Origin of the sequence: Syntrophomonas sp. DTU019 (assembly GCA_913757435.1) — a bacterium.
Taxonomy (GTDB): Bacteria; Bacillota; Syntrophomonadia; order Syntrophomonadales; family Syntrophomonadaceae; genus DTU019.
The window spans coordinates 149348-169110 of record CAJYDM010000006.1; the positions used below are offsets into that span (position 1 = coordinate 149348).

General features: G+C 49.5%; 14 protein-coding genes. 6 read left to right on the top strand and 8 right to left on the bottom strand.

The annotated features are described in order from the left end of the window. Positions 1–6: 6 nt before the first annotated feature. Together htpX and AC15IQ_RS13865 are read right to left on the bottom strand one after the other, a co-directional pair. On the bottom strand, positions 7–891 hold the full coding sequence (htpX, locus tag AC15IQ_RS13860; RefSeq protein WP_483179852.1) for a protease HtpX: 885 nt from the start codon (positions 889–891) through the stop codon (positions 7–9). A gap of 161 nt (positions 892–1052) precedes the next feature. Continuing rightward, positions 1053–2225: a DUF8173 domain-containing protein gene (locus AC15IQ_RS13865; protein WP_483179854.1), complete on the bottom strand. Its 1173-nt coding sequence runs from the start codon at positions 2223–2225 to the stop codon at positions 1053–1055. A gap of 248 nt (positions 2226–2473) precedes the next feature. Between AC15IQ_RS13865 and AC15IQ_RS13870 the strand changes: the two genes are divergently transcribed. Then, entirely contained in the window at positions 2474–3217 is a 744-nt protein-coding gene (locus AC15IQ_RS13870; RefSeq protein ID WP_483179857.1) for a hypothetical protein, read from the top strand. On the opposite strand, the gene AC15IQ_RS13875 is transcribed toward AC15IQ_RS13870, so the two are convergent. The 3 genes from AC15IQ_RS13875 to AC15IQ_RS13885 all read right to left on the bottom strand — a co-directional run bounded on the left by AC15IQ_RS13875 (position 3203) and on the right by AC15IQ_RS13885 (position 7830). Further along, positions 3203–5044: a YgiQ family radical SAM protein gene (locus AC15IQ_RS13875; RefSeq protein ID WP_483179862.1), complete on the bottom strand. Its 1842-nt coding sequence runs from the start codon at positions 5042–5044 to the stop codon at positions 3203–3205. The genes AC15IQ_RS13870 and AC15IQ_RS13875 overlap by 15 nt on opposite strands. 107 nt (positions 5045–5151) lie before the next feature. Beyond that, complete coding sequence (locus AC15IQ_RS13880; RefSeq protein ID WP_483179864.1) at positions 5152–6585, bottom strand: glycosyltransferase family 2 protein; 1434 nt, start codon at positions 6583–6585, stop codon at positions 5152–5154. A gap of 918 nt (positions 6586–7503) precedes the next feature. Further along, positions 7504–7830, bottom strand: a complete 327-nt coding sequence (locus AC15IQ_RS13885) for a hypothetical protein (RefSeq protein ID WP_483179866.1) — start codon at positions 7828–7830, stop codon at positions 7504–7506. A 234-nt stretch (positions 7831–8064) separates the two neighbouring features. Between AC15IQ_RS13885 and typA the strand changes: the two genes are divergently transcribed. The 4 genes from typA (at position 8065) to AC15IQ_RS13905 (ending at position 14634) form a co-directional block, all read left to right on the top strand. After that, entirely contained in the window at positions 8065–9876 is a 1812-nt protein-coding gene (typA, locus tag AC15IQ_RS13890; RefSeq protein WP_483179956.1) for a translational GTPase TypA, read from the top strand. A 159-nt stretch (positions 9877–10035) separates the two neighbouring features. Beyond that, complete coding sequence (locus AC15IQ_RS13895) at positions 10036–11937, top strand: PAS domain S-box protein (RefSeq protein WP_483179867.1); 1902 nt, start codon at positions 10036–10038, stop codon at positions 11935–11937. An 86-nt stretch (positions 11938–12023) separates the two neighbouring features. Continuing rightward, positions 12024–13817, top strand: coding sequence for a DUF4153 domain-containing protein (locus AC15IQ_RS13900; protein ID WP_483179868.1), 1794 nt, complete (start codon positions 12024–12026; stop codon positions 13815–13817). Between the two features lie 115 nt (positions 13818–13932). Next, entirely contained in the window at positions 13933–14634 is a 702-nt protein-coding gene (locus tag AC15IQ_RS13905; protein ID WP_483179869.1) for a LiaF domain-containing protein, read from the top strand. Between the two features lie 114 nt (positions 14635–14748). Here the strand turns inward: AC15IQ_RS13905 and AC15IQ_RS13910 are convergent, their stop codons facing one another. After that, positions 14749–15153 carry a hypothetical protein gene (locus AC15IQ_RS13910; protein WP_483179871.1) on the bottom strand — a complete coding sequence of 135 codons (405 nt, stop codon included), beginning with the start codon at positions 15151–15153 and terminating at the stop codon, positions 14749–14751. Between the two features lie 407 nt (positions 15154–15560). Between AC15IQ_RS13910 and AC15IQ_RS13915 the strand changes: the two genes are divergently transcribed. Further along, entirely contained in the window at positions 15561–16076 is a 516-nt protein-coding gene (locus AC15IQ_RS13915; protein ID WP_483179873.1) for a hypothetical protein, read from the top strand. A gap of 30 nt (positions 16077–16106) precedes the next feature. Here AC15IQ_RS13915 and AC15IQ_RS13920 read toward each other — a convergent pair whose 3' ends face one another. Further along, the gene (locus tag AC15IQ_RS13920) at positions 16107–17279 is read right to left on the bottom strand and encodes an iron-containing alcohol dehydrogenase (protein ID WP_483179874.1); all 1173 of its coding nucleotides are present in this window, start codon (positions 17277–17279) and stop codon (positions 16107–16109) included. Between the two features lie 109 nt (positions 17280–17388). After that, a complete protein-coding gene (locus tag AC15IQ_RS13925; protein ID WP_483179876.1) occupies positions 17389–19626 on the bottom strand; it encodes a DUF4855 domain-containing protein in 2238 nt (745 codons plus the stop codon). Positions 19627–19763 lie beyond the last annotated feature (137 nt).

A 19763-nucleotide genomic window follows, 5' to 3' on the forward strand; every position in this document is an offset into this window, starting at 1 on the left:
GCAATCTTAAAATCCTTGTTCCAGGCGCTGAATACGCTCTTCCAACCCGGGATGACTGGCAAGAAGTTGTGCCAATCCAGATTTCTTTTCCCCGCTGATTTTAAAGGTAGCAAAGGCCTCCTGGCGATTATCTACCAGGTTGACCGACGCCTGGAGAGACCGTAAGGCCCGGACCATCTTGTGCTTGCCGGCGAGCATGGCGCCCCCTTGATCGGCGGCGAACTCCCGATGACGGGAAAAGGCCATCACCGCGATACTGCCCAGGATGGAGAATAGGATCTGAAAGACGATAATGCTGAGAAAGTGGACAATACCCCGGGCTTCTTCTTTAACAAACATAGAAACCGTATAAGCGATAATGCGGGACAAGAAAACTACAAAGGTATTGATAACTCCCTGTACTAAAGTCATCGTAACCATGTCCCCGTTGGTGATATGAGCAATTTCATGGGCCAATACGCCTTCTACCGCATCCGTGTCCATGCGATTCAATAAGCCCTGTGACACTGCAATCAGGGAATTATTCTTAGAAGGCCCGGTCGCAAAAGCATTCACTTCGTTAGACGGATAAATACCGACCTCAGGCATTTTTTGCAGTCCGGCTTTGCGGGCCAGACTATAAACCGTGCTGAGCAACTGCCGTTCCTGAGCACTATGATATTTGTCCGGGTCTATTACTTGCACATTCATCATCTGTTTGGCTATCCACTTGGATAAAAAGAGGGAGATGAATGCTCCGGAAAAACCGATCACAGCCGCAAAGACCAACAGACTGTAATAATCGATACCACTAGCGTTGACGTAATGATTAACCCCTAAAACTGATGTGACAATGACTATGGTGGTCAATACCAAGAGGTTAACCAGAAGGAAAATTCCGATTCTCTTCATATTTGGCCCCCCTTTTATTTATATAGGTAACAGTTTATCACGATTCTCCTTAGTGAAGAAGTGTATTTGCTATTTTTCAGTAAGTATCAATCAATAATAGCTAGCCAATGCCCTCCTGCAGTGTGTTCAAGGTGGGGACAGTAGTCTTCAGCAGCACTGCCTCAGGGAAGTGGGTCGGGGTTGGCGGGTGCAGGAGCGGGCCGCCCGCTGTTATAGATACTTAAGGCGATGGTGCCCATGGCGATACAGGCAGCCGCCAAAGATACCACCACCCCCACAATGGGGATCTCGGATAACAGCAGTACCAGTGCAAAGCCCAGCATGAAACCGAGCCACATCGACACCCGACCGTCCCATCCAAAACTGCGTAAGAGGTATCTGCCCAGGATGTCACCGAGTATGATTTTGGCCAGGAGGAGCACCAGTATATAGGCACAAAGCAATATCAAGGCCAGCGGGATGCCTATAACCGTGACGATGAAGATAAGCATGATAATAGGTATGGTCACCAGCAGCAACAAGCCCCATCCGATAGAGGCGCCGGGTGCCTCCTGCATGGTTAGAGCCAGACGCTGCCACAAGGCTGGGAAGAGCAGGAAGAAGAAACCCCATAGGACCAGGCCGGTAGCAAACCATATCAGCATACTTGCCCAAGAAAAAGCAACCGGTTTGGAAGCTGGGGCCTTATCGATGGCCCTCTGTTCCCAGCGGGTATCGCCGCTCACCTTGGCCCCACTGGCGATCTGGGCTTGCTGCGGCGATTTATAAATCAGGTTGCCGCCAACTATTGCTGAAGATGCCAGGGTAAGCTGGCCTACTTCCCATAGTTGCAGGTCGCTGCCGATGCTGCCGCTTAGGCGAACGCCCTTAGCTGCGCCCATCACCTGGCCTTCGGCCTTGCCCAGCAGGTCCAGGTTATTGCCGAACAAAAGGGCATCCCGGCCAATAGTTGAGGCGGACTCCAGACGTATGCTATTGCCAGCTGCAGTGATACTGCCGGATATGGGAGACTGAATGCTGATATCGTTGCCCGCCCCGCGCACGTCTCCGTTAACCGCATTGTTGATACGCAGCGACTGCCCGGCCACAAGCACATCCCCATCCACTTTGCCATTGATAACTATGCTCTGTCCGGCGGCAAACAGGTCTCCTTCCACGTCAGCATCGACTACGATGTTGTTGCCGGATACCAACAAAGGTCCTTTTACTAGTCCCGATGGGATATAGACCGAATCGCCCTGACGGGTCTCAAACGCCATTGCTGCCGGGGGCATAACTACTGCCATGATCAGCAGTGCCAATAGCAGCCATCCTGTTTGCCTTCTTGAAACCATATTCCTTACCTCCAATACATAATATTTGCGTCAACTCCTATCCAGCCCTTTAGAAGCATTATAACCTATCGCTGCAGGGGGCACAGAAAAAAACCGGAATTGGTGGTATTGTCCCGGGAACTGGCTTCAGATATACGAAAGCCAAATAAAATGTAAACAGGTAGGTTATGGTACTCAATACCACGAGCTTGATTTATAATGAGAACATATTACTCAGGCATAATAGATAAGTAAAGGATGTGCTTGTATTGCCCTTCAAAGACAAGGAAATCAGCCCTGACAATGAATTCCGCTTGTTGCAGTTGGAGAGTCAATTGGGAAAGGTGCAGTACCAGACCGGCGCGGAGTTCCCATCAGGGTTTCCCGGGTTTACGCTGCTTGATGATAAATGCATTGTCCACCTGTCAGAACATCTGAAGGGTGAACCTCTGGCTTGCCAAACCGCCCATCAGCTTATATACGCAATTCTGACCAAAGACGGCTATCCGGTCAGCCGCCCGGCAGATCCGGAATTGGAATGGCAGAAGGTATTGTCAACTTCCGTAAATACCCTCATCCTGGAATTGAAGGCCACCGACCTGGCTCAGGTTCTCGGCTTCGACCACAACTACTTCTTCAACCAACGCTATAAGGAAATAAAGAATTTCGCCTCTATACATAAGGGCAAATCCCTGGATAGCTTTCAGTCGCGTTGGTTCGCGCTTGACCTGGCCCTGGCCTTGATTTTTCTGCCTGCGGACAGAATCAACTTTCTGCTCTCATCTCTGAGGAATAAAGAGGATGAGGCGATAGGTCTGGCCTTATCTATTATCAAGCTCATTGAGAGTATCGGCTATAATACCTCCGGAAAGGCCTTTCTTTCGATGGCCGAGATAATCACCTTGATTGATAGCTGGAATTATTGTCCGATCTATTATGCTAATCAAACGGTAGCTTCAGTCCAACAGTACCACAGTGGATTTGCCAACCTGCGTTCCTTACTGCTTTCTTGACCGCTGCTTGCTGCCCCGACGAGCTGGTTTGTTTTTGTGAGCACGACCCGATTGGTCGGCAGCTTTTTGCAGAGGCTGGGTAAACTTCGCCTGGCTATCGGGGCTAAAATTGGGTTTCCCGCTATCCCGCACCTTGGTATCCTGCTTTTGCAGCATGGCTCGTTGTTGGAGACGCTCTTTTTCACTTCTGGGGACATATACCTTTTCCAGGGTAAACGGGTTGAACCCGGTGTAGTACATGCTGGCGGAGACCGTCATTGGCAAGGGGGTATAATTCTGCACCTGTTCGGGCTGATGCTGCATCTGCTGGTCTACATAGCGGGCCAATTCCTGACTCTCTGACAAGCCGCTGCCGGGATGAGCGCTTATCAGATAGGGGATGAGGTATTGCTGCTTGCCCAGCTGGCGGTTCACCCGGGCAAAGCATTCCACAAACTTCAGATAAGTGGCATGATTCGGTTTTCCCATCAAGGTAGTGACCAGGTTAGAAACATGCTCCGGGGCAACTTTCAATTGGCCGCCCACATGATGCTTGCACAGACCATACAAATATGAGCCGGAACTGTCCTGGAGGATCAGGTCGTAGCGCACCCCGGAAGCCACCCGGATGTTTTTCAAGCCCTGAATCCGGCGCAACTCGCGCCACAGCTTCACCGAAGGCGAGTGGTCAGTGTCCAGTTTAGGGCAGGGAGAAGGGACCAGGCAACTGTTCCTCTTGCAACGCTGGCACCGCTCTTCATCTTTGCCTGCCAGACCGTACATATTGGCCGAAGGCCCGCCCACATCAGGTACGCTGCCCTTGAAATCAGGGTGTTTAATAAATGAACGAGCTTCATTGAGCAATGACTCCTGGCTTCGGCTCTGTATATATTTGCCCTGATGCAGTCCGATGGAGCAGAAGTGGCACCCGCCGAAGCATCCGCGATGAGTCAGCATTGAGAATTGCACCGATCGCAGGGCCGGGATTCCGCCCTGGGCAGCATAAATTGGGTGGCTGCGGCGTTGATAAGGAAGATCATAGATCTCATCCATCTCTGCGCTCTTCAGGGGATATGCGGGTGGATTGACGATCACCCAGCGGTCACCATGCTTTTGGGCTAGAGCGGGTGATAGGAAAGGATTGCTGTTTTGCATGATCATTTTGGTGAGCTGTGAGAATTTGACCGCATCAGCAGAGGCTTCTTCAAAGCTGGGCAATATCAAAGCATCCTCTGGGATCTCGGAGGCAACATGACAGCTTCCCCTGACCCCGTGCAGTGCCTGCTTGCCACGTCCTTCTGCTAAGATTTGGGCCGACTCTAATAAGGCCTTTTCTCCCATTCCATAAATGAGCAGGTCAGCTTTGCTGTCCAGCAATATCGAGCGCCGCACTCGATCGCTCCAATAATCATAATGAGCCAGGCGGCGCATGCTAGCCTCAACCCCACCTATAATTACCGGCACTCCGGGAAAAGCTTCGCGCAGGCGATTGGTGTACACGATGGTAGCCCGGTCAGGACGTAATCCGGCCCTTCCTCCGGGTGAGTACACATCTTGGCGACGCCGTTTTTTTTCTGCGGTATAGTGATTTACCATCGAGTCCAGATTGCCGGCCGAAACTCCGAAAAATAGGCGCGGGGCACCGAGGCGCAGGAAGTCATCCTGGCTTTTCCAATCGGGTTGGGCGATTATACCCACCCGGTAGCCATGGTGTTCCAGTAACCTGCCTAATAGTGACGCCGCCCAAGCGGGATGGTCTACGTAGGCATCCCCGCTAACCAGTATTATATCTAGTTCGTCCCAGCCCCGGGCTGCCATGTCGTCCCGGTTGATAGGTAAAAAATCCATCATTATTCCACCCTGATCTTACCGTGGTATTATACCTCCACACTGAAAGGAGCAGGCAGCAATCATAGATCGCTGCCTTACTGTGTTCTTATGTAATTCTGATCCGGCTATTTCTTTACTACCGCCTTTTCCAGGTCAAGACTATCTTTCACAGGAACATATTTCTTGCCTGATTTACTGCGCCGTTTGGAACTGCGCCGGGGCCGGGGCTCGCGCGCTGATAGATTTACCACATCATCGCTCTCTTCAGTGACTGCCACTTCCATGGGGGCTTGATTGACCGAAGATTCGATACTGCTGATGGATATGCCGCGCATATGCTTGGTATGAGCCCATTCGGTTTGATTGCTGTGCTTAAGAAGACCCCAGATGGTCACCGGGAACCAGGTGAATCCGTAAATGGGATAAGTAAGATAATAGAAGTACGCCTTACGCGGCGCTTTCTCCAGAACCAAACCGAGCATGGGATAACAATAGCCCAGTATACCAAAGGTCCACCAGAACCAATTCGGAGCCATGGCGGTGATGGGGGAGGCATAGATAGGCTGCGGGGCTATCCAATAAACTCCACCCATGATCAGATTAAACAACATTACAGTGATAGCTACCGGTTGGAAGAGATATATGGCGGCATCTATAGGATACCATTTTCTTTCTTTAATGCCTTTTTTCAGCAGGGGAATGGCATAGCGGAAACAGACATCCCAGTGTCCCTGCAGCCAGCGGGTGCGCTGCCGCCAGGTCTGTGAGAAGTAAACCGGTTTTTCGTCGTATACATGAGCATCATGTGCCCAGGAGGTTTTAATGCCATTGAGCAGGAGTTTCATGGTAAACTCCAGGTCTTCAGTCAGGCAGGTGGCACCCCAGCCATATTCCTTCAATAGGTTGTACTCCAAACATACCCCGGTACCTCCCATAGCATTGGAGAGACCGCGGTTGTAGCGAGCCAACTGCCACATGCGATTCATGGACCAGTAGGCGGTGGCATAACAGGCGGTAACCCAGGAGTCATTGGGGTTCTTAGTATCCAGATAACCCTGTATGGAACGGTAACCCTTCTTGAGTTTGGAGTTCATTTCCAGTAAAAAATTGGAAGATACTACATTGTCGGCGTCAAAGAGGCAGATCGCATCATAGCTGTTCTCTTTCTCCATATCGAAGAGCTGCTTGAACATCCACTCCAGAGCATAACCTTTGCCACGCTGATTGGAGAACCGTTCGTAAACCCGAGCACCTTCCTGGCGGGCGATTGCTGCGGTTGTATCCGTGCAATTATCGGCTATAACGTAAATATCGAAGAGATCCTTGGGGTAGTTGATCTGTTTAAGGCTTTCCAAGTGAAATTTGATAACTGCTTCCTCATTATGGGCTGCGGTGATCAAGGCAAACCTTTTAACGGGTACATAATCCTTTTCCTCCGGATGCTTGCGCCATCCGGCTACGGATACATAGTAATAATACAATAATACCAACAAAACCACTGCTTCAGTTACGGCAACCAGAGCCGTTAATAAATAAAACAGCCAGCCTTCAAAAAACAAAGCGTAAGACTCCTCCCTATATGTCATTAACAGTTTGTCTCGCAGGGAAGCATTTTATTGATGACAGTCAATAAAATGCTGAAAAACACCAATGTAACAGCCTTGAAACAGACCTACTCCCATCAACCTACCAGAAATCTTTTCCGTTTACAACAATAATTAGTTACCACAAACTAAATTGTTCTCCAAAAAGATGGAAAAACCCTGCCTGGCTATACGAACAAAAATTAATCTTTAAGCATCGCGCCTTTAAAATCATCGATCGTTATGCGAGGCTGGTCCCTACCGTATGGTTATTACATAAACAGATTTATTATACCAGAGGAACCAACCAAGTCAATGTACTTGTACCAACTTGAACCTGTATTGATAATATTTACTGTTAGTATGCCAGTTTTCTTTCAGGCATACTCAAATCCTCATATCCACCTCAAGGCAGGCATTATTTATAGGTATGCCCTATTTTAAGGATATACATAAATATCTGCCAGCTAATAACCTGCAAGACATTGAGCCCTGGTACGTATTTATGCATATACAGCGGAAATGGAGGCAGAGGGAATAAAGGCTTTCTTCTCCCTCATGTGGCAATGAGCAGGAGGAAACTGGCTCAGGTGTTGCTCAATACCCACCTGAAAAATCCTACCTCAGAGGGGAGACGACAGCTTCGGAACGGTCAGTATAAACAGCACAGCCGCATTTCCGCAGCTTTGAATTCCCTTGAGTAATCTGAATGAGGGGTTAAATGCGCCCTTCATATAACCGCATAGCCAGCCGGGCCACGCATCCCAATCCCCCGGCTGGCACCATTTTAATGAGAGGGGACCGATGTTAAGTCGGTCCCTGACAATGAATATATTAAGTTGTTCATGTCAATCGTTCGAGTTGATTGCTGGTTCAAACTGCTGAGACCGATTCTCAGCCTTTCAGTTGGTAATCATACCCGCCAGTGTGTTCCAGATAACCATCTTGACACAGACGGTCACAGATTCTTAGGATAGTCAGGTAATTCTGAAATCCCAGTTCTTCCTGCACCTCGCACAGGCTGCAGTTATTTTTGCGCATTGATTCTAATACCGCCTGTTTGTGGTATTCAATATATTTATTGATGAAATCCTCTCCTTTAGGCGTCACACAACAGAAACTGATCATATAGCCTTCGTCGGTTAGTTCATCGGTTTCGCGCCCGTAGACCTCGAAGGCTAATGATAGGGTTATGAACCGGTCCTCATCCGCTCTAGTCATCCATACCAACCCCCTTACCGTGTGCTGTATCTTTTATCTATTTAAGTATTAAGGATAAATATTCCTGCTTCTGGATTGATTCCCACCAACAGGTCGCTCTTTTTTTCTAACCATGGTTACAACCAAAGGGCTACTTGGGGGACGGTTTAAAGTGTCTTTTAGGGATGACTGTGCTATAATTGGACTGTTGTGCAAAGAGATTAGGCAGAAAGGTCGTTTTTGATTGTGAAGCCCATTAATTTGAGAAATATCGCTATTATAGCTCATGTTGACCATGGCAAAACCACCCTGGTGGATAAACTGCTGAGATTTGCGGGCTGTTTCCGCCACAATCAAGCTGTTGACAGAGTCATGGACAACAATGATCTGGAGCGGGAGCGCGGAATTACTATATTATCCAAGAATACCAGTATAGTGTACGATGATACACGGATAAACATTATCGACACCCCCGGACATGCCGATTTTGGTGGTGAAGTGGAACGGATTGTGAAGATGGTCGACGGGGTTCTGCTGTTGGTCGATGCCTTTGAAGGTTCCATGCCACAGACCCGCTTCGTACTCAGAAAGGCTCTGGAAGAAGGTCTGAAACCGATAGTGGTGATAAACAAAATCGATCGTCCCGGCACTCGTCCTTTGGAAGTAGTTGATTCCATTCTGGACCTGTTCATAGATTTAGGCGCTGATGAAGAACAACTTGATTTCCCGGTAATATATGCCTCAGCCAAAGAAGGTTATGCAAAGTTCGGCCTCGATGACGAGGCTGTGGATATGAAACCCCTTTTGGACATGATCATTGCCCAAATCCCGGCACCACAAGGAGAACGGGAGGGAAGTCTGCAAATGATGATATCCTCCATAGACTATGACAATTATGTGGGCCGCATCGGGGTGGGTAAAATCAGCCGCGGGATTATAAACAAAGGCCAGGAGGCGGTGTTGTGCAACCCGAGCGGCAAAGAGCAACGGGTCAAGATTAACACCTTGTATACCTTTGAAGGACTGAAGAAAGTGGAGACTACCCTGGCCGGGGCGGGCGAAATCGTTGCTGTATCAGGCATCGAGGATATAACCATCGGGGATACCATCTGCAGCCCGGGTTGTATTGATGCGGTCCCATTCGTGGATATTGATGAACCCACGATTGCTATGAACTTTGTTATCAACAACAGCCCTATGGCTGGCATAGAAGGCAATTATATCACCAGCCGCCATGTTCGTGACCGTCTGCAGCGCGAATTATTATCCAATGTTTCTTTGAGAGTGGAGGAACTCAGCCCGGACTGTTTCAAGGTGTCGGGCCGCGGTGAACTGCACCTTTCCATCCTTATCGAATCTATGCGCCGTGAAGGCTACGAATTTGCAGTTACCCGCCCTGAGGTCATACTCAAGACCTTACAGGGGGTGATTTATGAACCGGTGGAAAGAGTATTTATCGAGGTTCCCGATGAACAGGTGGGTACGGTGATCGAAGGCCTGGGCCGCCGCAAAGGGGAACTCTTGACCATGAACAACGGTACCGGCAGCATCGTGAAGCTGGAATTTCTGATTCCCGCACGGGGGTTGATCGGTTATCGCTCAGAGTTTCTTACCGATACTAAGGGAAACGGCATACTCAACCATTGTTTTGAGTCTTATGAACCTTTTAAAGGGAATATTGCCACCCGTAGCCGCGGTTCGCTGGTGGCCTCTGAAAGCGGTACCACGGTGGCTTACGGTTTGTATAACGCGCAAGAACGGGGCACGCTGTTTGTAGACGTCGGGGTAAACGTCTACGCCGGGATGATAGTGGGAGAGAATTCCCGCAGCCAGGACATCACTGTGAATGTATGCAAGAAAAAGCAGCTCACCAATACACGGGCCTCGGGGAGTGATGAGGCTTTGCGTCTGGTTCCGCCCCTGCTAATGACCCTGGAGAGGTGCCTGGAATTCATCAATGATGATGAACTACTGGAGGTAACTCCAAAATCCCTGCGGCTCAGAAAGATGATTCTGGATAAAACCGAACGGGAGCGTTCTGCCAAACGGAAAGATCAAGCCAGTTAGGTACTTTCACTATTAAATATAACATTTGAAAATACCAATGTTTTGGTGGGGAGCAGTGAATACTGTTCCCCATTATTATTTAGTCAGGGCACTTTCAGCAATTCTAAGGAAAACATGCTAAAATAACGACAAAAGCTTATACTACCACGGAGGAAAGTAATGTCATATCCCCCAGATCATGAGGATGCCATTGACAGGTATATACATAGAATAGAAGAGCTCGAACGATTATTGGAAAAAGAACGCCGCCTGCGCTATCAGGCTGAAAAACAGTTGGAGGAGTTGTTCAATCTTTCCTCCGACTGGTTTGTAATCGCCGATACCAGAGGCAGGATCAAACGGGTAAACTCCAACTTCATTCTCGCCACCGGCTATTCCGGGCGGGAGTCTATTGGTACACTGATTAAAAGGAATATCCATCCTGATGACATAGCCATCACCCTGGAGGGATTGCGCAGGCTGGTTAAAGGCAGCGATCAAAACCTGGTGTTTCGCTGCCGAGATATTAGTGGTTCATACTCCTGGTGGTCGTGCAATGTGGCAGTTTCGGACCATGATGACACTGTGGTGGGAGTGGTCCGCAATATAAGCGATCTTAAAGAATCGGAACGGCGTCAGGCAGATATCATAGATTTCCTGCCTGACGCCACTTTTGTTATTGACCAGAACGGCCGGGTCATAGCCTGGAATAGAGCCATTGAAATGATGACCGGAGTCAAGGCAGAAGACATGCTGGGCCGCGGTGATTACGAATATAGCCTGCCTTTTTACGGGGAGAAGAGGCCCATTCTGATCGACCTGGTAAACCTTATCGACACCGGGATAGAGGATTCTTACCTGAGTATGGACCGCGATGGGCCCCGTATATCCGCGGAGAGTTTTTGCCCTCTGGTGGGCGAACAAGGGGCTTTTCTCTATGGCACCGCATCTCCTCTGTTAGACTCCAGGGGAAACCCGGTAGGGGCTATCGAGTCCATCCGTGATGTCAGTTTTCGCCGTGTAACTGAAGCCGCCCTGCGCCAATCGGAAGAGAAGTTTTCCAAGGCCTTTCACGGAAGTCCTATTATGATGTGCCTGGCCACCCTGGACGGGGGTACTTTCATCGATGTGAACGAGGCCTTTTGCCGCAGTATTGGATATACCCGCCAGGAGATGATAGGCCGAACCAGTTCGGAACTCCAATTCTATACCGAAGATGATGGTCGATCATTCTCTGCGCTGATTATGAAAAAGGGTAGAATCGAGCATTTTCCCCTCAGCTTTCACAATAAAGCCGGGGAAATACGGCAAGGCATATTATGGAGCCAGCTCTTGGATATAGATGGGCTTGCCTGCCACATTGCCTGTATTATAGATATTACCGAGCAGAACCGCCTGGAGAAGCAGATGGCCCGGCTGGATCGCCTCAAACTGGTGGGGGAGATGGCGGCCAGTATAGGCCATGAAATCCGTAATCCCATGACCACCATTCGCGGCTTTCTGCAGCTCTTGATCGATAAACATACTTATCAGGACGACCTGGATTATTTTGAGCTGATGATAGAGGAACTGGATCGGGCCAATGAAATCATAAGCGAATACCTGGGCATGGCACAGGACAAGTTGGTCGATTTACAGCCGCGTTACCTTGATCAAGCGGTAAAATCGATCTATCCTATGATCCAGGCTGATGCCAATATCCGCGAAATGAAGCTGTGTTTGGAGCTTACCAAACCCCCGATTCCCTTGATCGATGAGAAGGAGATCCGACAGCTGGTTCTTAATTTGGCTCGAAACGGACTTGAGGCCATGTCGCCGGGGGGAACGTTGACTATCGGCACCCGCACCGAACCTGAAGAGATCGTTCTTTACGTTCAAGATGAAGGGCCGGGATTGGATCCCTCAATTATCGATAGGATAGGCACCCCTTTTTTAACCACCAAGGAAAAGGGCACTGGACTTGGACTGGCGGTATGCTATAGCATTGCCGCCCGACATAATGCCAGCATAGATTTTGAAACCGGCCCCTCAGGAACGACTTTCTATGTGCGCTTCCCGTATCCACAGCAAGACCAGGATTGAAACTGCTAGCTGCAAGTATTATCACGGTTTTTATGTAATAAGGTATATTATGCCCCATGTTAATTGATCAACAAGGAGGAAATGATGTGAACCGAGTTGTGGCCGTCCTGCGAAACACCATGCTCAGACTTTTCGAAGCAGTATCACGTTTTCCGCTCACGGTAGTATGTCTTGTCGGTGCCACCGCATTATTATGTTACATGGTTTCATTACATAGGCAGCCGGAGTTGTTTTTAAATAAACTGGCTTTTACTTTTCTGCTAGGTTCGTTCCTGGGTGTAGCAGCGCAGTTTGCCTGTGAACGTTTCCAAGGCCTGAAGCATAAGCGGCTTGTGGTGTACCTGTTTTCCTCCTTGCTCATCGTCGGTTATTATCTTATCCTCATGCCCGCGCAAAGCATTAGTCAGGAAATAACCGTGCGCACCTTTGTGGCCGTAGCGGCCTTATTCTGTGCTTTTATCTGGGTGCCATCTCACCGCCAAGCGGCTGATTTCAATGAGATCTCCCTGGTGCATTTCAAATCGGCATTCATATCGGTGCTTTATTCGGGGGTGCTGACTGCGGGATGTGCCAGTATAATCGCGGCGGTAGATGTCCTGCTATTCAAGGTCAATCAGGATTCCTATTCCTACATGATGATTATTATCTGGGTGCTTTTTGCCACCCTCTACTATTTGTCTCTCCTGCCCAACTTCAATTCTGATGATCCTGCAGATCGTGAATTTGCTCGATACTCGGCCCAATACCCGCGCTTTCTGGAAATCCTGGTTTCATATATTGCCATTCCTCTGGTGGCAGTGTTTACTCTGGTACTGGCCGCCTACTTCATCAAGATTCTCTTCACCTTGAGATGGCCGTCAGGACAACTGGGGGCTATGGTCTTATCCTATTCTGCCGCCGGTCTGATAATCTATATCCTGGCCAGTCTGGCAGAAAACCGTTTAGCCCAATGGTATCTCAAGATTTTCCCCATAGTGCTGGCTCCGGTAGTTATCATGCAGCTCATCTCAGTGGGGATACGTCTGGATGCCTATGGGATTACTGAATCACGTTACTATATTGCGCTGTTCGGCTTGTTTTCGCTATTGTGCGCAGGCTGGCTGAGTGTTCGACCGGTTTCCAAGAATGGGCTGATTGCCGTTCTCGCAGCGGCTTTGGCCATTCTCTCGGTTGTACCCCCGGTAGATGCCTTTACTGTATCCCGCTACAGTCAGATAAACCGATTGGAAAACATGCTGGAGGCTGAGGGAATTCTCCAAAACGGACAAATTACCCCCAAAGCTGAAGTGAGCATGGACCTACGCCTTGAAGCCACCAGTATTCTGAATTACCTCCAGAACCGCGGCTATACTGTTTACGTGTCCTGGCTGCCGGAAGATTTTAACTCCTATAATAATATGAAGAAGGTGCTCGGGTTTGAGCCAGCCTATTCCTACATGATGCAAGAAAGCAATTACTTCTTCGCCATGCTGGATCCCCAGCATACCATCGACATAAGCGGTTACCACATTATGATCAAGGCCAACTCGCATCGGGGCGAAGTGAAAAACCAAATGTTCCCGGTCGATTTCCAGGTCGACGGGGCACAATATCAACTGGCTCTGGAACGCTTGTCTGCACAGGAGGTAAATCTTGTGGTGTTGAACGCGGCAGGCCAAGAGGTGATTGCTACTGGCCTGTACGATCACGCTCAGACCATTTCCCGGGTGGGAAATGCGCCTAAGGAAGCCCGGCCCCCTGAACAGATGACATTTGATGTGGAAAACAATGGGTACAAAATGCGGGTAATATTTGAAAACCTGAGTATCACTTCTGGCGATACCGCGGAGGCGGGGGTTGACTACGGATTGATTGTATTGTTCGGGGGTCCTGCGCAATAACCATGTCTGCAATGATGTTATATTCGGTGCCGGGGATCGGCCTGTATATGAAATGCAGTCTGCGTCATACTATGTGCAGAAATTTCATCTATAGGGCAACATAGGAGTGATCTAAATGGAAAAATCAAACGGTCGTTACCTGGCAGGAATACTTATCATCGCTTTTGGGGTCATCGCTCTCTTAAACAATTTCGGGTTTACATCCATCAGTCTCGGTTATGTCTTCAGCCTGGTGTGGCCGCTGCTTTTTGTTATCGCGGGAATCAACCTCATCACTCGTAAAGACCTGGTAGCATTGGTGACCGGGGCGGTCTTAATAAGCCTGGGGGTTTTATGGTTCGGGCGCAATGCAGGCTTTTTCGATGTAAATATGTCGCTGTTCTGGAAAGGTTTCTGGCCGGTGGTGCTTATTGTCATTGGTCTGAACATACTTTTTAAGAGCGGTCGCGATAGTACAGGTAATACGGCGATCATGGGTTCTGTGGAAAAAACCCGAGAACACTGGGAACTCAAAGATGCTGAATATACTGCCCTAATGGGGGGCATCGACCTCGATATTCGCCAGGCGATATTTACAAAAAAGGAGATAACCCTAACCCTGACAGCTATCATGGGAGGCATAACCGTGATAGTTCCGGAGGATGCAGCCGTAACCTGCGCCGGTACCGCCATTTTGGGAGGAGTAGACTTATTCGGCCGGGGCACCGGAGGTATAGTGGGCAGCACTAGCATGCAGAGCGGTGACCTGCACAACAGCGAGAAAATTTTGCACTTGAAATGCACTACCATCATGGGCGGGATTGAAATCAAACGATAATGCAATTCCGTCCGAGCTGATTTTCAACATCGAGTAAGTGTCAGGGGGACGGGGGTTGTTGACAACAATTTTAAAATTGTTGTCAGCAACCCCCGTCCCCCTGACACCTCTGCGTTATATCTGCCGCACTGACATGTTGACTTGAAAAACCGTATCTGAATTGTAGGTGTCGGTAATGGATTCCAGTATGGTTGTGACCACTTTAGTAGAACCCTGTATGGAGATATCAAAGGCAACCTTTTCGTCACCGGACGATACCATCTTGCGGATTGTTTTCTTTACCTTCGGCTCGGCATCTGTCTCCGCCTTTACCGGAGCAGCCTTCTTGGATGTCTTGCTCTTCTTCTTGTTATCTTCGTTGAGATTCCTTTTCTTCACCATATAATAGTATTTGTTTCTGCTCAAATCCCATGCTTCCAATATGCCGTTGATACCCAGGGAGTTTTTCATCTCCCGGTGAACCGCGACCTGTTCCTTATGGGGCAGTTGATTAAATTCCTCCAGCGAAATCATATCCATATTGTCATCCTCCTGAAGTTGAATTAATCCCATTATTGCCTAAATCAACACTTAATATAACTTCCCAACCAGGCGTTTTTTTAGCTATATCAAAGATGTGCTGGTTGTGGCTTTGATGAGTAAATATGCATGCAACTGCAACCAGATGTTGAAAGGCCGTTTACAGTATGGGTGTTGAAAAGCAATTGGTTTCTGTCAGGGGGACGGGGTTGTTGACACCTTTTTCGAAAGGTGTCAACAACCCCGTCCCCCTGACACCCGGCTGCATGGCAGTTGGTGGTTATCCGCTGCCTTGCAGAGCCTGAATATTTCCCTTTAGATTTGGCAAGCTAATGGCATAAAAATTACAATCACTAACCCCGTCTGACCAGGGGTGGCGATACATTATTTGTGGAGGTTGAGCGATAATGAGTAATCAATGGATATTATGGTCGATGTTGGTCCTCCCCTGGGTTACCCTGCTCTTCTTTGATAAAAAAGATCTGCGACGTTTCATGCCGGTGGCTTTATTGGCCGTAATCACTACCTCGATCGTGATGGAAACGGGCATCACCCTGGGGTGGTGGAAAATAAAACAGACCGTCTACCCGCTTAACCAGACCATACCTTATATATATGGCCTGGCCCCGGTTGTAACACTGTGGGTTTTCAAGTATACTTTTCGGCGCTTCTGGTTTTATTTGGCCTTAGATAGCGCTTTCAACCTGGGATTTGCATTTCTCTTTACACCCTGGCTGGTAAGGCTGGGCATAAAGGAATTCACTACCACTGGTCTGACCTTGTTCCTGCTTATTACCGCTATTTCACTATTGTTATATCTTTATCAAATGTGGCAGGAGGAAAGCCTGCTAGAGAGAGGCCTGGCTTATCCCCGGCTGCAGGCGGTTAACAAACCCGACCACCAACGTGACGACCGGAATTAAAAGTCCCAACCAATTTAATCCAGAGACAGATCACATAGCCTTTTCATAAATTGCTATAACATCTTCCAGGGTGCCTTTGCGGGGATTGGTTAAACATACTATATCCTTAAGGGCATTCTGTGCCATAGTCTCTATGTCACCGGGTTGTACCCCCATTTCACCCAGGCATCCGGGAAGGCCGACACTTAAAGCCAGTTCTGTAAACGAATCGATCAGCACTGCCAGTGCCTCTGACCTGCTATGAGCCTCTTTTTTCAAGGGCTCACATATTTTTATCAGGCGCGGTTCGGAGATCGATGCGGCATTGAATTCCAGCACATAGGGCATTAAGACAGCATTGTTGCTGCCATGGGCATTGCTGTAGTGTCCTCCCAGCTGGTGCGCCAGGGCATGCACATATCCCAACCCCGCACTGTTAAAAGCCGACCCGGCCATAAAGTTGGCATACATCATCTTCTCCCGGGCTTCCAGGTCATAGCCATTCTCAAAGGCCCGGGGCAGGTATTCAAACACTATTTCCAGAGCCCCCAGACACAGAGCGTCAGTAGTTGGAGAGGCTTCAGTCGCAAAGAAAGCCTCGATGGCATGTGAAGCCACATCTATTCCGGAAGTGGCCGTCACTTCCTTGGGCATGGAGCCCATAAAAAGGGGATCATTGACTGAAATCCAAGGGGTCATAAACGGCGAGGTGATGGTCATCTTGACCTTGCGGGTAGTGTCAGCGATGATGGCCGTCATGGTCAATTCGGCACCAGAACCGGCCGTAGTATTGATGCAAATCAAGGGAATAGGAGGCTTGGTAACTTTGTTCCAGCCTTCATAATCGATTATAGAACCCCCGTTGGTAGCAACAGTGGCGATCGCCTTGGCGCAGTCATGGTTGCTGCCGCCTCCCATAGAGATTATCATGCTGTAGTCCCGGGTGAAATCCAGGACCCCTTGATCGCAATAACTCAGACCATCTTCCACAAAAGCAACTGTGGGATTGGGGTGCAGTATGCCGTCGAAAATATCATGTGATATAAAAAGGTTATCAAGGATTTTTTCCACCTGTTCCACATAGCCCAAACTTATAATATTTTTGTCGGTCACTATCAAGGCTTTCCCCAATTTCATGGGCAGAAGCTCATTGGGCAGGTCCTTGATTACGCCCACACCGACCAGATTGGTTCTAGGCAGGTAGAAATTGTGATTGTTTTGCATAATCCTCACTCCAGTTCTATTCTGGAGTTAGTTTGCCATATTAAGCAAGTCGGATATTCCTGCCAGAGCGTTAAGTAATGTTTTTGACAACAGCCAGCGGGTGGATTATTCAAGACCTGGCAGATATGGACAGCTTCTGCAGCTGGAACCTTCCCCGATGTCCTTCAACATTAAGGCGATACTTTGTATTATGTGGGCTACAATCAAACGAGGCCTGGCAATTATAAGCCACGCTTTTATTGGTCAGTATGTCGGGGGCCATACGCTGCCGCGACAGGCGGGTGAATTGAAAAAGCTCAGCATACAACTGGCGGCATTCTGGCACCTGGCTTTCACACAGACTTTTGATGAGGTTGTAACTCTGAAAATAGGCGGTAAAGGCTCCGGCCCAACCTTGAATAGCTGCCATGTGCAGGTAGTCCCGCAGTTTCTGGTGCCCCTCAGGTTCCAGTACTGCGTAGGGCAGTTCCACCTCTATGCCCATCCCGTATTCGCGGGCAATTCGCCCCGCAGATTTCAAAAGGTGGTACCAGGGACGCATGGGCGGCTGTGAGAAGGAATGAGATGGCTGCAGGGTGACAGCGTCAAAACCTGCGCGATTGAATTCGGTGATCCAGCTGGAGGTTATGCCGGGAATAGCAAATGAACGCAGACCGAATCCTGTGCACATGTCGGGGAAGTTATGCAAGACCCTGTCATCATAAAGACCCTGTTCAGTCATATAGAAAAAACCGGCCAGGCGCAGATGACGAAAACCGGCCTGATGCCAGCGTTTCATCACTTCCTGCATGGCCCACCGGGTAACCTCCAAGCGGTGATGTTCCTCGGCCAGTGAATAACCGGCATTGTCCCAGTTCAAGCAGCGCGGATCGGCTGTAGGGATGGCACATACCACCTTGGCCATTCCGGAGCTGCCCGGACCCAATCGAAGACGGATCTCCTCCAGGCATTGATCCATGGCCGCTAGGTTAGCCTGAGGGTGGAAATACTCATCAACCAAGGCCAGCCAATCTTCCCGGCGCGACGGCGGGCCGGGAAGGTCCAGCGCAAAGCTGCGCCCATTGAGCAGGGGAGAATACTGGGCCAGCATTAAGAAGCCGTCCATGAAGTAGTCCTTGATCTCACCTTGCGGACTCAGGTAGCCGAGCAGGGGCAGCAGTTTATCACGGTCATAGCGGTGAATGCTTTGCGAACCTTCTGCACCCACGTAGAGCAAGCACATTTCATGCATCCCGGCAGTTCGCGGGCTGCCTGCGGGGAGATAGCCGGGGTGGCAGAGAGTTGCAGGCTGAAAAGCAGCGGTGGGCTGCATGGTGTCAGCCAGGTGATACAGGTGCAAGCGCCGATGGTCTCGGTCCAGTATGAGCAGGTTGTTGTGACAGTAACTCAGGGAGCAGATCGAAACTGCCGCATGGCAACGGAAAGTACGTATCAAGGTCCCATTCGGTTCATGCAACCTCAGCAGCTGCTTACTATCGCGGGAAAAAGACCAGAAATGACGGCCATCATAAGCAAAACCTGAACATTTCCCGGTTTTGAAGCGAAGTTGAGACCAGGAAAAGCTTCTCACCCGGGCGGCCTGACACAGTTCTTTGACCACGTTCGATATGCTGGCAACCCAGCTTCTTGTAGCCAGCCTGCCATGTTTTTGGGCAAATTCCATGCGCTCCTGCCAGGCTTTATCTGCCAATGACAGACGGTATAGTTCCCCGCCAGCACTTATCCCCCAGGCCGAGCTATGGTCATCTTCGGCCAGCGCGATAAGGTCAAAGGGTACTTCCAGGGTCTGAATCAGCTGCAAATGGCCGGATGGAGACGGACTGCCGTCGATAGCTATTAAATGCAGCATGCAGACAGAAGGGGACACGGGTTGTAGGCCCAAGAGGTTTGTACCGCAGCATATCAGTGCAACAAGCGGTCTGGGCAAGGGTTGCCGACAGATAATTTTGAGATTGGCCAAGATATGGGAATCAAGCCATAACAGCTCGCCAGCGGCGCTCACAGCCAAAATATAAGCTGCACTGCTGGGATGACGGCAAATGCAAATTATGTCCTCACCGGGCAGGGGACGGGTACCTACCAGGTAGAGGTCTTCTACAGTTGGCTCCTCATCACCGGGAAAGGTCTCCAGCTCTATCCAGCCCGGTCGGGGCATGGCCTCGTCCTGAGCCAGCAGTTTGCCTTGAACCTTCATCAAACACGGCTTTTCAGACCTGACGGAGTGGATGTCTCCAAACAGGGAAAAATCGGTGCCCATCCAGACCACATCACCGCTATCCATCACTTTGTCCAGGCAATGGCGCCCTTGTCGTGGGGCAATATCACTGTTGACAATATTGATTCTCATATATCGTCCTGGTTAGGTTTTCTTCTATCTTACTATATACCGCCTCAGTCCTGGACATACCACATGTATCAGATAACCCTGCGAAGCCGTGTCAGTCTTCCAAGCAGCAAGGCACTGCCCTCAAAGCGAATCGGCAG

What these genes read in the sequence shown, in the direction of transcription:
- htpX (WP_483179852.1), bottom strand. Translation starts at nt 891, where the DNA reads ATGAAGAGAATCGGAATTTTCCTTCTGGTTAACCTCTTGGTATTGACC.
- AC15IQ_RS13865 (WP_483179854.1), bottom strand. Translation starts at nt 2,225, where the DNA reads ATGGTTTCAAGAAGGCAAACAGGATGGCTGCTATTGGCACTGCTGATC.
- AC15IQ_RS13875 (WP_483179862.1), bottom strand. Translation starts at nt 5,044, where the DNA reads ATGGATTTTTTACCTATCAACCGGGACGACATGGCAGCCCGGGGCTGG.
- AC15IQ_RS13885 (WP_483179866.1), bottom strand. Translation starts at nt 7,830, where the DNA reads ATGACTAGAGCGGATGAGGACCGGTTCATAACCCTATCATTAGCCTTC.
- AC15IQ_RS13895 (WP_483179867.1), top strand. Translation starts at nt 10,036, where the DNA reads ATGTCATATCCCCCAGATCATGAGGATGCCATTGACAGGTATATACAT.
- AC15IQ_RS13905 (WP_483179869.1), top strand. Translation starts at nt 13,933, where the DNA reads ATGGAAAAATCAAACGGTCGTTACCTGGCAGGAATACTTATCATCGCT.
- AC15IQ_RS13910 (WP_483179871.1), bottom strand. Translation starts at nt 15,153, where the DNA reads ATGGATATGATTTCGCTGGAGGAATTTAATCAACTGCCCCATAAGGAA.
- AC15IQ_RS13915 (WP_483179873.1), top strand. Translation starts at nt 15,561, where the DNA reads ATGAGTAATCAATGGATATTATGGTCGATGTTGGTCCTCCCCTGGGTT.
- AC15IQ_RS13920 (WP_483179874.1), bottom strand. Translation starts at nt 17,279, where the DNA reads ATGCAAAACAATCACAATTTCTACCTGCCTAGAACCAATCTGGTCGGT.
- AC15IQ_RS13925 (WP_483179876.1), bottom strand. Translation starts at nt 19,626, where the DNA reads ATGAGAATCAATATTGTCAACAGTGATATTGCCCCACGACAAGGGCGC.